This window comes from Pseudomonas sp. S3_C06 (assembly GCF_054667675.1).
On sequence record NZ_CP162747.1, the window covers coordinates 2,257,501 to 2,272,205 of the forward strand.

The window sequence follows — 14,705 nt, forward strand, 5'->3', positions numbered from 1 at the left end:
CACTTTTCTATCGAAAACACCCGAAAGCCCTTCTATCTATATAGAAGGCGCTACCGCATTGAGAGAAAACAGCTATCGGTAGCCGAAAACCCTATAGATGAGATCGCCCCGTCCACACAACGGATTATCAGGCGGCACAAAATGATCGCGTTATAGAGCGGCTGGAGGCCGGTGAAATCTGGTAACAGAGGGAAGTTCAAACAATAGATGGTGTCCCAGGGCAGGTTCGAACTGCCAACCTTCCCCTTAGGAGGGGGATGCTCTATCCAATTGAGCTACTGAGACACGGGGTTGTCACGAGCAGACGCTGTGTGACGGACGGCCTGCATGTTAACGGCCAAGTCCTGATTTGTCATGTCATCCGTAGCCATATTAAGTGTAGGCATGCACACCGCAATGCTGCGGGAAGTTTTACCGTGCATTTTGCACGCCCTTAAGACGCCACCAATGCAGATTGCAAGCCCTGCAAGCCCAAAAAACCTCTCAAATCCTTGTTTTTAAAGGACTAAACAGCGGTTAGACTGTTGGCACGACGACTGCTTTGCCTGTTCCATAGAAGAACAATCGGAGCGCCGCTCATGAATACCACCCTCTTACTTGCAAACGCCGCTGCATTGGCGATTTTGGCCAGCTTTCACTTTATGCCTGAAAGCGCCACCCAGAAATCGGTAGCCCAACGTATGCCGCATTACCTGCAAGTGCAGAGGCAACCCCAATTGGCAGTTCTAACCGGTAAAGACAGCTTTGCTCCAAGAGCTGTCAGCGCCCGAGAGCAAGCCCTGCCACCCCAAATGATCAACCGTCTGGTTTTTTGAAATATCTTCAGGAGTACAGCATGTCAAAGTCAGCCGCAGGATTTCTGATTCTCGCCGTTATGAGTGGTGTCATGCATTTTTCGCTGTTCGAGGACACCGTTGTCACCCTGCCACTGATTGTTTGCGGCGTGTTTTCGGTATTGTTTGTCCTGGCACTGATCGCCGGTCGAAAAATCAAGTTCGATCCGGTACTGCGTTAAACCGGATCACATCCAGCAATTGACTCACCGCGCCCGCCAAGTCGCCCGAATTGTCGATTACATGTACCGACTCATCGCTTGATCTTCTGTCCTTGAACAGGGTATTGCGGCCAAGTCGAGCCTCTATCTGTTCAAGTGTCTCCCGACCGCGTCGAAGAAGACGCTCTCGCAAAACCTCGTCATCTACCGTCAATAGAACAGGTACCAACGTCGGGTAGCGCTCCAACGCTTGGCGCAGGTTTGCGCGAGAGCCGTTGACCAGCACATGCCGCCCCGCTGCCAACAAATGATTCATTTCAATCGGTATTCCATACGCAAGACCGTTAGCATGCCAAGCCAGCGAAAAATCGCCAGCGAGCTGACGATTCTCGAATTCCTCGGGCGTCACACCCACCGCATCCTCGCCCATCGACTCGGCTGATCGAGTAATAACCCGCCGGATGATCTCGCAGTTCATTGCCTGCAGTGGTTCACGTGCAGCCTCAATCAAACTGTCCTTGCCCGAACCGGACGGCCCCATCAAATAAATAAGCTTGCCATCCATCCTGAAAACGCCCTCCGGCAGGTGTCTGCCACTAGTAAATCGGCAATTTGCCACTATCCTGTACAGATAAGGAGCAAGGATGCAGAACCCGCATAGCATGCACGTTCTGATGCTTGCGGACATCAATTGATGTACCGCCGGAAGCGGCAAAGGATGTGGACAGAGGCGAAGATTTCCAACCAGTCCGCATTTCTGATAATTGGTGCTGGCATTACGCCTTTACCCAGCTCAATATTTGTCACAGAATTGACGCCAATGATCTGGCAATTTTGAGGCATGATGCGGGCCTCTTAACAATTCAGGTTGAACCATTTGGCGCGGATGCTTGTCCTACCACACATCCTGCGGCCAATCCCGAGAACCGCTCCCCTGAACTAACCGGTTAAATATATGCGCCCATTGAAACAGGCAATTTATTCCAGCCGTACGGCTGACAAGTTCGTCGTACGTCTGCCAGACGGAATGCGTGAACGCATTGCCGAGGTGGCTCGCAATCATCATCGCAGCATGAACTCCGAGATCATTGCGCGCCTTGAGCAGAGTCTTATTCAGGAAGGTGCACTGGGCGAAGAGCTGAGCATGCGCCTGGACAGCCCGGAGCTGTCGTTGCACGAGCGCGAGCTGTTGCAACGTTTCCGCCAGCTATCTCATCGTCAGCAAAACGCTTTGGTGTCCTTGATTGCCCATGACGCCGAAATGGCAGCAGACGCGTCCTGAGCCATACCGAACATCTCAAGCCAGCTTAACTGCTGGCTTTTTTTTGCGCGGAATTCGAGATTTCGCAGACAAGAAAAAGCCCGCCAATAGGCGGGCTGTTTCGATGCAACTGATCAGAGCAGGAAGATTGTCGCCAGCCCGAGGAAGATGAAGAAACCACCACTGTCCGTCATCGCAGTGATCATCACGCTCGCCCCCATCGCCGGATCTCGCCCCATCTTCGCCAGGGTCATCGGGATCAATACTCCCATCAACGCCGCCAACAGCAAGTTGAGCGTCATAGCCGCTGTCATCACCACGCCCAACGACCAACTGCCGTAGAGAAGATAAGCAACCACACCAATCACACCGCCCCAGACCAGGCCATTGATCAGGCCTACCGCCAGCTCTTTGCGCATCAGGCGCGAAGTATTGCCGGTGCTTACCTGGTCGAGCGCCATGGCGCGAACGATCATGGTGATCGTCTGGTTACCGGAGTTGCCACCAATACCGGCCACAATCGGCATCAGCGCTGCGAGCGCTACCAGCTTCTCGATCGAGCCTTCGAACAGGCCGATCACTCGAGAGGCGACAAACGCAGTGATCAAGTTGATCGCCAGCCATGCCCAACGGTTGCGTAAAGACTTCCAGACCGAAGCGAAAATGTCTTCCTCTTCACGCAGACCGGCCATGTTGAGAACTTCGTTCTCACTTTCTTCACGAATCAGGTCAACCATTTCGTCAATGGTCAGACGACCAATCAGCTTGCCGTTCTTATCGACCACCGGAGCCGAGATCAAGTCGTAACGTTCGAACGCCTGAGCAGCGTCGTAGGCATCTTCGTCCGGATGGAAACTCACCGGATCGCTGGCCATCACCTCGGCAACCTGCTTGTCCGGATCATTGACCAGCAGGCGCTTGATCGGCAGCACACCTTTGAGCACCCCGTCGTAGTCGACGACGAACAGCTTGTCGGTATGACCCGGCAGCTCTTTGAGGCGACGCAGATAACGCAGAACAACTTCGAGGCTGACATCCTCACGGATGGTTACCATCTCGAAGTCCATCAACGCGCCGACCTGCTCCTCGTCGTAAGACAGGGCCGAACGGACGCGTTCACGTTGCTGGTTATCCAGGCTCTCCATCAACTCATGAACGACGTCTCGCGGCAGCTCGGAAGCCAGGTCAGCAAGTTCGTCGGCGTCCATGTCCTTGGCAGCAGCCAGGAGTTCGTGATCGTCCATGTCGGCGATCAGCGTTTCACGAACGGAGTCGGATACTTCGAGAAGAATGTCGCCGTCGCGATCAGCCTTGACCAATTGCCAGAGCGTCAGACGGTCGTCCAGCGGCAAGGCTTCAAGAATGTAGGCGACGTCGGCGGAGTGCAGATCATCGAGTTTGCGCTGCAGCTCGACTAGATTTTGCCGGTGAACCAGATTTTCGACACGGTCGTGATGCGCGCCTTCCTGGCGATGAGTCAGGTCTTCGACGACCCGCTGACGCTGCAGCAGCTCGACGACCTGAGCCAGGCGATCCTGCAGGCTTTCTTGTGTTTTCTTTACTTCGATTTCAGACATAGGCGAACTCCACTCCCAGCAGCGGGGCACGCCGGAAGGATCAATCAGTCAATTCATGATTGGTGAAACGGGGTACTGAGTAACTACTGGGTAAGTCCATGGAGGTTTTCCATAAGCCCCGGCGGGGCTGACGGGCGCAATGATACACCGCCTGACGGTTTAAAACGTTAAAAAATCACGGTCGAAACAAGCGCTTGCGAAACAAACCTGAGCACTGTCCTGATCCCTGCACATGCGACGACTCATCCTGAAAAGAAAACACACCAACACTCGAAAATGTAGCGTCTACCCTTGAGCGTAGATCGTCATGGAGGACGCCGAATGCCATTGAAACCATCCCACCTCGTACTCACCAGCCTGCTCTGCCTGCCGCCCACCGGGGCCGCCCTCACCCTCCATCGCTGCGAAGCCGCCGATGGCAGCATCACGTTCACCTCGATGAGCTGTGCACAAGGTGAGCAGCGCTCAGCACAGGAAGTCCACCCCTACTCACCCGGATCAGTTGTGGCAGTGATGCCGGAACACAACCATGAAGAAACATCCGGCATGACAACCAAAGGCCGCGAACCGGGCATCATTGGCCACACCGAAGACAAATGCGGAAATCTGATCGACGCCAGGCAACGGCGCGCAGCGATCATCAATCGACGCGTCATTGCCGGCATGAACCAACAAGACGTCGAAAGCGCGCTAGGCAAACCGGACAAGGTGAATACCCGAACATCGACGACCAGCTATCGATACGACCTCAAGCGAGGCCGTAGTGCTCAAATTGATTTTGATGAGAGGGGATGCGTGAAGGCAAAAGCCAAATCCCGGACAGCAAAAAGCCCGCGATAAACGCGGGCTTTTCGGTATATGGTGCACTCGACAGGATTCGAACCTGTGACCGCTCGGTTCGTAGCCGAGTACTCTATCCAGCTGAGCTACGAGTGCATTTTGTGTTTTTAGCCCAGACCACAACTGGATGAAGCCAAGTTACCTGCATTGCTGCAACTAACTCTTAAATGGTGCACTCGACAGGATTCGAACCTGTGACCGCTCGGTTCGTAGCCGAGTACTCTATCCAGCTGAGCTACGAGTGCATTTTGTGTTTTTAGACCAGATCACATCTGGTTGAAGCCAAGTTATTTACATCGCTGTAACTAACTCTTAAATGGTGCACTCGACAGGATTCGAACCTGTGACCGCTCGGTTCGTAGCCGAGTACTCTATCCAGCTGAGCTACGAGTGCATTTGTTGCGCCGCATTATAGCCCGTCTAATCTCTATTCCAACCACTTTTTCTATTAATTTCAACAACTTACAGAAAAAGCCAGATTACGACGTACTAAGCAAATAATGGCGGAGAACGGGGGATTCGAACCCCCGACACCCTTTTGAGGTGTACTCCCTTAGCAGGGGAGCGCCTTCGGCCACTCGGCCAGCTCTCCGCAACACGGGGCGTATCTTAACCAACCTTTTCCCCGTTTGCAAACATAAAAATCGATAAAAATTAATGGCTTGGTTCTTCGTCCTTCTCTTTCTTTATACGCAGGTAAATTTCCTCACGGTGCACAGCAACCTCTTTCGGGGCGTTGACGCCGATACGCACTTGGTTTCCTTTAACGCCGAGCACGGTCACGGTGATTTCGCCATCACCGATAATCAGGCTTTCTGCGCACCGACGAGTCAGAATCAGCATACCTTTCTCCTCACGCAATTCAGTTCAGGGACAACAGTCTGCAAAAAAAAGGCACCCGACCTACAACCGGAGCGATCGTAGCCCTACATGCCTGAGTATTGACCAGCGCGAGCAAAAGAACAGTTCAGGGCTCGCGCCATTCAAAAAATAAAGGGCGCGGTCAGACCGCGCCCTTCAAGAAACGGAATTACTCGCCTTGACGGGCCGGAGCATCCAGTTCGAAAGCCGTGTGCAGGGCGCGCACAGCCAGTTCCAGGTACTTCTCTTCAATCACCACGGAAACCTTGATTTCCGAAGTCGAGATCATCTGGATGTTGATGCTTTCCTTTGCCAGGGATTCGAACATGCGGCTGGCCACGCCTGCGTGGGAACGCATGCCGACGCCGACGATCGAGACCTTGGCAATCTTGGTGTCGCCTACGACTTCACGGGCACCGATCTCGCGAGCGGTGTTTTCCAGCACGGTCTGTGCGGCCTGGTAGTCGTTGCGGTGCACGGTGAAGGTGAAGTCGGTGGTGTTATCGTGCGCGACGTTCTGCACGATCATGTCGACTTCGATGTTCGCGGCACTGATCGGGCCGAGAATCTTGAACGCCACACCCGGGGTGTCTGGGACGCCACGGATGGTCAGCTTGGCTTCATCGCGGTTGAAAGCGATGCCGGAAATGATCGGCTGTTCCATGGTTTCCTCTTCATCAATAGTAATGAGGGTGCCCGGACCCTCCTTGAAGCTGTGCAGTACGCGCAGCGGAACGTTGTACTTGCCGGCGAATTCCACCGCACGGATCTGCAACACCTTGGAACCGAGGCTGGCCATTTCCAGCATCTCTTCGAAGGTGATCTTGTCCAGACGCTGAGCGACCGGCACAACGCGCGGATCGGTGGTGTAAACACCATCAACGTCGGTGTAGATCTGGCACTCGTCAGCCTTCAGCGCAGCAGCCAGTGCCACGCCGGTGGTGTCAGAACCGCCACGACCCAGGGTGGTAATGTTGCCGTGCTCGTCGACGCCCTGGAAACCGGCGACAACTACCACGCGACCCGCTTTCAGATCGCCACGAATCTTCTGGTCATCAATCTGCAAGATACGCGCTTTATTGTGCGCACTGTCGGTCAGGATCCGCACCTGATTACCGGTGTACGACACCGCCGGCACACCGCGCTTGATCAGCGCCATGGCCAACAGGGCAATCGTCACCTGCTCACCGGTGGAAACGATCACGTCCAGTTCACGCGGAACCGGTTGGCCGTCGCCACTGATTTGCTTGGCCAGATCGATCAGACGGTTGGTTTCGCCACTCATTGCAGACAGCACAACCACCAGGTCATCGCCGGCATCGCGGAATTTCTTAACCTTGTCGGCGACCTGCTCGATTCTCTCGACAGTACCGACCGAGGTGCCTCCAAATTTCTGTACGATCAAAGCCATTTCAAAGCCGCCTCTGCCCATGAAGGGCGCCCAATAATCACTCGAACAGCCGCCGGGCCCGCCACTAGACTGCGGGCCCGACGGGCCGTCTTATAAACCCTGCTCGACGAATGGAACGGTCAGCGCCAGTGCGCCATCCAGCGCGCCGGCATCAACACCGCCGCCCTGCGCCATGTCCGGACGACCACCGCCCTTCCCGCCCACTGCCGCAGCAGCCTGTTTCATCAAATCACCGGCTTTGAGTTGGCCAGTCAGGTCTTTGGTTACGCCTGCAACCAGAACGACCTTTTCCTCATGGACACTGCCGAGCAGGATCACTGCGCGGCCGAGTTTGTTCTTCAACTGATCAACCAGCGCCAACAGCGCCTTGGCGTCCTGACCATCCAGACGTGCGGCCAAAACCTTCACGCCTTTGACGTCCAGAGCCGAGGACGACAGATCGTCGCCCGCAGCACTGGCCGCCTTGGCTTGCAACTGCTCGAGCTGCTTCTCCAGTTGGCGATTGCGCTCCAGCACAGCCGACAGCTTGTCGATCAGGTTGTCGCGGCTGCCCTTGACCAGGCTGGCCGCTTCCTTGAGTTGTTCTTCTGCAGCATTCAAGTAGGCCAGTGCCGCAGCACCGGTCACTGCTTCGATACGACGCACGCCCGAGGCCACACCGCCTTCGCTGATGATTTTCAGCAGGCCGATGTCGCCGGTACGGTTGGCGTGGATACCGCCGCACAGCTCGACGGAGAAATCGCCGCCCATGCTCAGCACGCGCACGTTGTCGCCGTACTTCTCGCCGAACAGCGCCATCGCGCCTTTGTTCTTGGCGGTTTCGATGTCGGTTTCTTCGGTTTCAACCGCCGAGTTCTTGCGGATCTCGGCGTTGACGATGTCTTCCAGCGCTTTGATCTGCTCAGGCTTGATCGCTTCAAAGTGGCTGAAGTCGAAACGCAGACGCTGGCTATCCACCAACGAACCTTTCTGCTGAACGTGCTCGCCCAGTACCTGACGCAGTGCCGCGTGGAGCAAGTGGGTGGCCGAGTGGTTCAACGAAGTCGCGTGACGCACTTCGGCATCGACGTGGGTTTCCACTGGCGCGCCGATGGTCAGGCTGCCCGAATCCAGCACGCCGTGGTGCAGGAATGCGCCGCCAGTCTTGGTGGTGTCACGTACGTCGAAACGTGCGCTGCCCGCCTGAAGGAAACCGCAGTCGCCGATCTGGCCGCCGGATTCAGCGTAGAACGGCGTCTGGTTCAGAACGATCACCGCCTCTTCGCCTTCATTCAAGACGTCGACCGACTGGCCATCTTTATAGATAGCGACAATTTTTGCCGAACCGCTGGTGTCTTTGTAGCCGGTGAATTCGGTGGCCACATCAACCTTGACCAAGGTGTTGTAGTCCAGACCGAACGAGCTGGCCGAACGCGCGCGAACACGCTGGGCTTCCATCTCACGTTCGAAACCGGCTTCGTCGACCGTCAGGCTGCGCTCGCGGGCGATGTCGGCGGTCAGGTCCATCGGGAAACCGTAGGTGTCGTAGAGTTTGAACACCACGTCGCCCGGCACCACGGTGCCTTTGAGTTCCAGCAGGTCCTGCTCAAGAATTTTCAGGCCGTGCTCCAGGGTTTTGGAGAACTGCTCTTCTTCGGCCTTGAGCACGCGCTCGATGTTGCTTTGCTGCTTTTTCAGTTCCGGGAAGGCTTCACCCATCTCGGCAACCAGTGCAGCAACGATCTTGTAGAAGAAGCTGCCGGTGGCGCCCAGCTTGTTGCCGTGACGGCAGGCGCGACGGATGATCCGGCGCAGTACATAACCGCGACCCTCGTTGGACGGCAGTACGCCGTCGGCGATCAGGAAGCCGCACGAACGGATGTGGTCGGACACTACTTTCAGCGAAGACTGATCACCGTTTTCGCAACCGATCGCTTCGGCCGAGGCCTTCAGCAGGTTCTTGAACAGATCGATGTCGTAGTTGGAATTGACATGCTGCATCACCGCACTGATCCGCTCCAGGCCCATACCGGTATCGACCGACGGCGCTGGCAACGGATGCAACACGCCGTCGGCGGTGCGGTTGAACTGCATGAACACGTTGTTCCAGATCTCGATGTAACGATCGCCGTCTTCTTCCGGCGAGCCCGGTGGGCCGCCCCAGATGTGGTCGCCGTGATCGTAGAAAATCTCGGTGCATGGACCGCACGGGCCGGTATCGCCCATGGTCCAGAAGTTGTCGGAGGCGTACGGCGCGCCTTTGTTGTCGCCGATGCGGATCATGCGCTCGACCGGCACACCGATTTCTTTGGTCCAGATGTCATACGCTTCGTCGTCGGAGGCGTAGACGGTGACCCAGAGTTTTTCCTTCGGCAGTTGCAGAACGCCGGTCAGGAAGGTCCACGCGTAGGTAATCGCGTCCTTCTTGAAATAGTCACCGAAGCTGAAGTTACCGAGCATTTCGAAGAACGTGTGGTGACGAGCGGTATAACCGACGTTTTCCAGGTCGCTGTTCTTGCCACCGGCACGCACGCATTTCTGGCTGCTGGTCGCACGGGTGTACGCACGTTTTTCCTGGCCCAGGAAGCAGTCCTTGAACTGGTTCATCCCCGCGTTAGTGAACAGCAGGGTTGGGTCGTTGCCCGGAATCAAAGAGCTGGAGGCTACACGGGTGTGGCCTTGCTCTTCGAAGAAGCGAAGGAAGGCTTCACGGATTTCTGCGCTTTTCATTAGGTTCTTCCACGGAGGCTGCGGCCAAAGGCCTGTTCGAAACGTCAACAGACGAAGCGACGGCAAAGGGCCGCATTATATCGGCCCTGCGCGCGGGGTACAGCGTGTTTATACGATAGAAACGGTCAATTGGACGGCTAACGCTGTCACTTGCGCGAAAACTCGACGAATGTCGCGATCACTTGCTCGATTTGCGAACGATTGACGTCCATGTGCGTGACCATACGCAGACGCGCAGCAGCGCTCAATCTGATCCCGCGTTCGCTGGCAAACGCCTTGAGTGCTTCGGCTTTGTCGCACATTTGCACATAAACCATGTTGGTTTGCACGGGTTCGACGATGAAACCTGCTTCACGCAAGCCATCGGCGAGCAATTGCGCGTTGGCGTGGTCGTCGGCCAGACGCTCGACGTTGTGATCCAGCGCATACAGGCCTGCCGCTGCCAGCAGTCCGGCCTGGCGCATGCCGCCGCCGACCATTTTGCGCAAGCGACGAGCTTTGCCGATCAACTGCTCAGAGCCGCACAGCACCGACCCCACCGGGGCACCGAGGCCTTTGGACAGGCACACCGACACCGAATCAAAGTACTGAGTGATTTCCCGTGCATCCACACCAAGTTTCACCGCTGCGTTGTACAGGCGCGCGCCGTCGAGGTGCAGTTGCAAGCCTTTGTCCTGAGTAAAGCGGCGGGCGCGGGCCAGATACTCCAGCGGCAGCACTTTGCCCTGCATGGTGTTTTCCAGCGCCAGCAAACGAGTTCGAGCGAAATGGAAGTCATCCGGCTTGATCGCTGCCGCAACCTGATCGAGATCCAGCGAGCCGTCAGCCTGCACTTCCAGCGGCTGTGGCTGGATCGAACCGAGCACCGCAGCGCCACCACCTTCGTACTTGTAGGTGTGCGCCTGCTGACCAACGATGTACTCGTCGCCGCGCTCACAGTGCGCCATCAACCCCAGCAGATTACTCATGGTGCCGGTCGGCACGAACAAAGCGGCGGCAAAGCCGAGGCGCTTGGCCAGCTCGGCCTCCAGGCGATTGACCGTTGGATCTTCGCCGTAAACGTCATCACCGGTGTCCGCCGCAGTCATCGCGTCGAGCATGGCCGGAGTCGGTTGGGTGACGGTGTCGCTGCGAAGATCGATAACACTCATGAACCTGGCCTCTAATCAGCAGGGGAAATCCCTTTACGAAGTGGAATTACTGCGGTCATCGCGGGGATTAATCAACCCTTGCGCAAGGAAAAGTCATTTCGAGCCGTCAAAAAATTCGATGACAATCATCAGAAAGGCGCAATGCACAGACACACAATCTGTGTTAAAAACGCTGCGCCGCCCGAGAAAGGGCGGCAAAAACGTTCTCAGGGCGGGGTGCAATTCCCCACCGGCGGTAATTGCGCGCAATGCGCATAGCCCGCGAGCGCTTGTCGACGAACACGGCAAAGGCTGTGATCGGCGGCAAGGTCAGCAGACCCGGTGTGATTCCGGGGCCGACGGTCATAGTCCGGATGAAGAGAGAACGGGATTAACGCCAAAGGGCCGTCCGCGTGCATTCGTGCGTGCGCTCGTACCCTTGAATCCCTTTCGATTCATAACGCCCTGTTTTTCACACAAACAGGAGTCAGAACATGCAACCCACCGCTATCGACAGCAAAAGCAAACACCCTCATGGCGAGCGCGTCGCGTTCATCCAAGCCTGCTGGCACAAGGAAATCGTCGACCAGAGCCGTAAAGGCTTCGTTGCCGAAATGATTGCCCTGGGTTATCAGGAATCCGACATCGATATCTTCGAAGTCGGCGGCGCTTTTGAAATGCCGCTGCACGCCAAGTTGCTGGCCAAGACCGGTCGTTATGCCGGCATCGTCGCGGCAGCCCTGGTGGTGGACGGCGGCATCTACCGCCACGAATTCGTCGCCCAATCGGTGGTCAGCGGCCTGATGCAGGTGCAACTGGAAACCGAAGTGCCGGTGTTCTCGGTGTCGCTGACGCCGCATCACTTCCATGCCGGTGACGAGCATCAGAAGTTCTTCTTTGAGCACTTTGTACACAAGGGTCAGGAAGCGGCAAGGACTTGCGCGGATACGCTGCAGAAGGTTCGGGCATTGCGTCGTACAGAGCCGCGTGCTGTAGCCGTCTAAGCCTCGAACGATCGTTCCCACGCTCTGCGTGGGAATGCCTCAATGGACGCTCTGCGTCCGCTTTGGGACGCGGAGCGTCCCGGGCTGCATTCCCACGCGGAGCGTGGGAACGATCATCGGGTCAGGCGAGATTTTCGTCGGTGGTCGGGACGATCAGGATGCCCGCGCGCAAGCCGTTCTTGACCTTCGGATTGGGGAAGATGATCCGCGCGCCCTGCTCTTCGATGATCCAGCGGGTATTGGCCAGATCTTCGGCCAGCACATAACCCACGTCCAACTCTGAAAAGTTTTCGATGTCCTGCGGCAGGTTCAAGCGGAACGCATCACTGTGCTTGATGATTTCCCGGGCGACACTGAACAGCTGCAAACCGTCCAGCCCCTGCTCCGCCATCTCCGGCTCGGTACCTTCGATGATCTGCTTCAGACGAGTTTCCAGCAGCGAGACGTTAACCCCGTCGTTCTGCCCGAACGGCCGCGCCTTGCCCAGTTCCAGCGTGAAAGCCTCGGCACCGAGCTTGTCGTAGGTGTACGAGCTGAACACGATCGACGGTTTGTTCTGCAACAGCACCGCTTCCATGCCCGCAGCGCGCAGACGTGCCAGCTCAAGACGCGAATGCTGGCGACCTTCCTTCCACGGATACAAGGCAAACTGCTCGATCTTCGAACCGCGAATAGCGGTGTGCAGGTCGTAATGCAGACGCTGGCGATCCGGCTTGCTGAAAAAGCTTGCCGCCAAACGCTCCAGCTCACAGGCACGCAGTGCTTCGCTGCCACCGCTTTGTTCATGACGGCCGTTGAACAGCCGATTGACGTCCTGCTCGACGAAACGCTCGCCTTTGCGAATCGCTTCCGGGTTGCCAAACAGGAACAGAATGCGTGCGCGCGGCTTCAGATCGCCGCGGGCGATGTCGTGCAGCAGCCGATCAAGCAACTCGATCGGCGCTGTTTCGTTGCCATGGATGCCTGCCGACAGCAGCAGGTCCAGGCCATTGTCGCGTGCTTCGGGTGGCCGGACTTCCAGCGCACCTTCGCTCAACCAGCGCATACGCACGCCTTCGACAGTCAGTTGAGTCTTCTCCGCCGGTTCGCGGCCGGCGAGGGTCAGTTCAAGCAGTTTGCCGAGGGCGAGCATAGAGCTGTTTCCTTAGTGGTCGTGGTTGCAATCCGGGCCGTGCACGTGGTCTTCGTCGTCGCCGACGTCAGCCGGTTCCATTTCCAGTTGCAGACTTACCAGATTAGTCGCCAATGGGCGCAGCAGCAGGTTGGCGTACTCGGCGTCACCTTCTTCAACGTCCACGCCGATCAGCAGTTGGCCACGGCCGTCCTGCTGGATCCACAGCTCTTTGCCTTGCCACATGACCGCGACGCGGGTGCACGAGGTTTGCAGTTGCGTGCCGTCGGTGTCTTCAAGGATCAGCTGCAGGGAATCGCTCATGTTTTTACTCTCTTGGGGGAGACAAGCCGCGCGCCGCGTTCAGGCGACGCGCCGGCCATCAATTGATCTGGAATGGATAAACCGCGCCCAGTTTAAGGATTTGCGTCAGTTCATCCAGTGCCGTCCGGCATTCAAGCAGCAATTGCGGATCCGCCAGATCGGTTTCGCTCAGGCGGTCGCGGTAGTGCTTTTCAACCCATGCGGTCAACGAACCGTACAACGGTGGCGTCATGATAACCCCTGGGTTGACGGCTGCCAGTTCGGTTTCGTTAAGCGCGACGCGCAGTCGCAGGCACGCCGGGCCACCACCGTTCTGCATGCTTTGCTTGAGATCGAAAACTTTTACTTCGCGGATCAGACCGCCGGAGCTGGTCAGGCTTTGCAGGTAAGCCCAGACGCGCTCGTTGGCCTGGCACTCTTGCGGCACGATCAGCAACATCGAGCCATCAGGAAGCGAGAGCAATTGGCTGTTGAACAGGTACGAGCGCACCGCGTCATCCACGGTCACCGCCGAACGCGGCACGCACACGGACTGGAAGTTGCCGCCGACCTTGGCCAGTTTGCTTTGCAGTTCGGCCAGCATCTGATCGGTCTCGAGGAAGGCGTCCTCGTGATAGAACAGCACCTCGCCATTACCCACTGCGATCACGTCGTTGTGGAACACGCCCTGATCGATCACGTTCGGGTTCTGCTGGGCGTAAACCACGCCTTCGTCACGCAGACCGTGCAGACGCGCAACGGCTTGCGAGGCTTCGAGGGTCTGGCGCGCCGGATATTTCTGTGGCGCCGGGAAACGATTGTCGAAAGCACTGCGACCGAACACGAAGAATTCGACGCCCGCCTCGCCATATTCACGGCAGAAACGCGTGTGGTTGGCCGCGCCTTCGTCACCAAATTGCGCCACTGCCGGCAGAGCAGCGTGATGGGCGAAGTGCTGCTGATTGGCGAACATCGCGCCGAGCACGCGACTGGTGGTCGGATGCTCGATGCTGCGGTGGTACTTGCAGTTGAGGTTGGCGGCGGTGAAATGCACGCGGCCGTCTGCGGTGTCGGCGCTCGGGCTGACCGTGGCGGCGTTGGCCACCCACATGCTCGACGCCGAGCAACTGGCGACCAGCAGCGGCATGGCTTCTTTGGCAGCGCGCTCAATGACTTGCGCGTCAGTGCCGCTGAAGCCCAGACGGCGCAGAGCGGCCACGTCCGGACGTTCCTGCGGTGCCAGCACGCCTTGCTGAAAGCCCATTTCCATCAGCGCTTTCATCTTCGCCAGGCCTTGCAGCGCCGCTTCCTTCGGGTTCGAAGATTGCTGGCTGTTGCTCTGGGACGCAACGTTGCCGTAGGACAGACCACCGTAGTTATGGGTCGGCCCCACTAGACCGTCAAAATTGACTTCATAGGATTTCATCAGCGAGGCTCCACGAGAATCTGTTGTTATAGGCATCAGTAACTATTCTTTTAGACCGAGGCGCGGCCTTCGCGAGCA

General features: G+C 57.1%; 14 protein-coding genes, 5 tRNA genes and 1 riboswitch. Of the genes, 5 read left to right on the forward strand and 14 right to left on the reverse strand.

What is annotated here, in order from left to right:
* Nucleotides 1-208 precede the first annotated feature (208 nt).
* A tRNA-Arg gene (locus AB4N44_RS09865) sits at nt 209-285 on the reverse strand.
* 293 nt (nt 286-578) lie between these two features.
* On the opposite strand from AB4N44_RS09865, the gene AB4N44_RS09870 reads away from it, so the two are divergent.
* The gene (locus AB4N44_RS09870) at nt 579-815 is read left to right on the forward strand and encodes a hypothetical protein (RefSeq protein ID WP_150776406.1); all 237 of its coding nucleotides are present in this window, start codon (nt 579-581) and stop codon (nt 813-815) included.
* A gap of 20 nt (nt 816-835) precedes the next feature.
* Nucleotides 836-1,015 (forward strand): PA3371 family protein, encoded by a 180-nt coding sequence (locus AB4N44_RS09875; RefSeq protein WP_150776407.1) that lies wholly within the window; start codon nt 836-838, stop codon nt 1,013-1,015.
* Here AB4N44_RS09875 and phnN read toward each other — a convergent pair.
* Nucleotides 990-1,559 (reverse strand): phosphonate metabolism protein/1,5-bisphosphokinase (PRPP-forming) PhnN, encoded by a 570-nt coding sequence (gene phnN / locus AB4N44_RS09880; RefSeq protein WP_460109103.1) that lies wholly within the window; start codon nt 1,557-1,559, stop codon nt 990-992. The genes AB4N44_RS09875 and phnN overlap by 26 nt on opposite strands.
* A gap of 390 nt (nt 1,560-1,949) precedes the next feature.
* Here phnN and AB4N44_RS09885 point away from each other — a divergent pair, with 390 nt between their 5' ends.
* Entirely contained in the window at nt 1,950-2,276 is a 327-nt protein-coding gene (locus AB4N44_RS09885; protein WP_003178899.1) for an Arc family DNA-binding protein, read from the forward strand.
* Between the two features lie 113 nt (nt 2,277-2,389).
* Here the strand turns inward: AB4N44_RS09885 and mgtE are convergent, their stop codons facing one another.
* Nucleotides 2,390-3,832 carry a magnesium transporter gene (mgtE, locus tag AB4N44_RS09890; protein WP_007919330.1) on the reverse strand — a complete coding sequence of 481 codons (1,443 nt, stop codon included), beginning with the start codon at nt 3,830-3,832 and terminating at the stop codon, nt 2,390-2,392.
* 321 nt (nt 3,833-4,153) lie between these two features.
* On the opposite strand from mgtE, the gene AB4N44_RS09895 reads away from it, so the two are divergent.
* Nucleotides 4,154-4,672 carry a cell envelope protein SmpA gene (locus AB4N44_RS09895; protein WP_150776410.1) on the forward strand — a complete coding sequence of 173 codons (519 nt, stop codon included), beginning with the start codon at nt 4,154-4,156 and terminating at the stop codon, nt 4,670-4,672.
* A 19-nt stretch (nt 4,673-4,691) separates the two neighbouring features.
* Here the strand turns inward: AB4N44_RS09895 and AB4N44_RS09900 are convergent.
* The 8 genes from AB4N44_RS09900 to ltaE all read right to left on the reverse strand — a co-directional run bounded on the left by AB4N44_RS09900 (nt 4,692) and on the right by ltaE (nt 10,804).
* Nucleotides 4,692-4,768, reverse strand: a tRNA-Arg gene (locus tag AB4N44_RS09900).
* A 72-nt stretch (nt 4,769-4,840) separates the two neighbouring features.
* Nucleotides 4,841-4,917, reverse strand: a tRNA-Arg gene (locus AB4N44_RS09905).
* A 72-nt stretch (nt 4,918-4,989) separates the two neighbouring features.
* Nucleotides 4,990-5,066 (reverse strand) — tRNA-Arg (locus tag AB4N44_RS09910).
* Between the two features lie 107 nt (nt 5,067-5,173).
* A tRNA-Ser gene (locus AB4N44_RS09915) sits at nt 5,174-5,264 on the reverse strand.
* A 62-nt stretch (nt 5,265-5,326) separates the two neighbouring features.
* Nucleotides 5,327-5,515 carry a carbon storage regulator CsrA gene (gene csrA, locus AB4N44_RS09920; RefSeq protein WP_002554426.1) on the reverse strand — a complete coding sequence of 63 codons (189 nt, stop codon included), beginning with the start codon at nt 5,513-5,515 and terminating at the stop codon, nt 5,327-5,329.
* A 187-nt stretch (nt 5,516-5,702) separates the two neighbouring features.
* A complete protein-coding gene (locus AB4N44_RS09925; protein ID WP_008086083.1) occupies nt 5,703-6,944 on the reverse strand; it encodes an aspartate kinase in 1,242 nt (413 codons plus the stop codon).
* Nucleotides 6,945-7,034: 90 nt separating this feature from the next.
* Nucleotides 7,035-9,653 (reverse strand): alanine--tRNA ligase, encoded by a 2,619-nt coding sequence (gene alaS / locus AB4N44_RS09930; protein ID WP_150750296.1) that lies wholly within the window; start codon nt 9,651-9,653, stop codon nt 7,035-7,037.
* A gap of 146 nt (nt 9,654-9,799) precedes the next feature.
* Nucleotides 9,800-10,804 (reverse strand): low-specificity L-threonine aldolase, encoded by a 1,005-nt coding sequence (gene ltaE, locus AB4N44_RS09935; protein ID WP_460109099.1) that lies wholly within the window; start codon nt 10,802-10,804, stop codon nt 9,800-9,802.
* Between the two features lie 198 nt (nt 10,805-11,002).
* Nucleotides 11,003-11,174, forward strand: a riboswitch (FMN riboswitch).
* A 103-nt stretch (nt 11,175-11,277) separates the two neighbouring features.
* On the opposite strand from ltaE, the gene AB4N44_RS09940 reads away from it, so the two are divergent.
* The gene (locus tag AB4N44_RS09940) at nt 11,278-11,787 is read left to right on the forward strand and encodes a 6,7-dimethyl-8-ribityllumazine synthase (RefSeq protein ID WP_016983960.1); all 510 of its coding nucleotides are present in this window, start codon (nt 11,278-11,280) and stop codon (nt 11,785-11,787) included.
* Nucleotides 11,788-11,908: 121 nt separating this feature from the next.
* Here the strand turns inward: AB4N44_RS09940 and astE are convergent, their stop codons facing one another.
* From astE to astB, 3 genes are read right to left on the reverse strand one after another with little or no spacing between them, the layout of a single operon-like run.
* Complete coding sequence (astE, locus tag AB4N44_RS09945) at nt 11,909-12,919, reverse strand: succinylglutamate desuccinylase (RefSeq protein WP_460109096.1); 1,011 nt, start codon at nt 12,917-12,919, stop codon at nt 11,909-11,911.
* Nucleotides 12,920-12,931: 12 nt separating this feature from the next.
* A complete protein-coding gene (locus tag AB4N44_RS09950; protein WP_016983958.1) occupies nt 12,932-13,222 on the reverse strand; it encodes a hypothetical protein in 291 nt (96 codons plus the stop codon).
* Between the two features lie 58 nt (nt 13,223-13,280).
* Nucleotides 13,281-14,627 (reverse strand): N-succinylarginine dihydrolase, encoded by a 1,347-nt coding sequence (astB, locus tag AB4N44_RS09955; RefSeq protein WP_460109093.1) that lies wholly within the window; start codon nt 14,625-14,627, stop codon nt 13,281-13,283.
* Between the last annotated feature and the right edge of the window lie 78 nt (nt 14,628-14,705).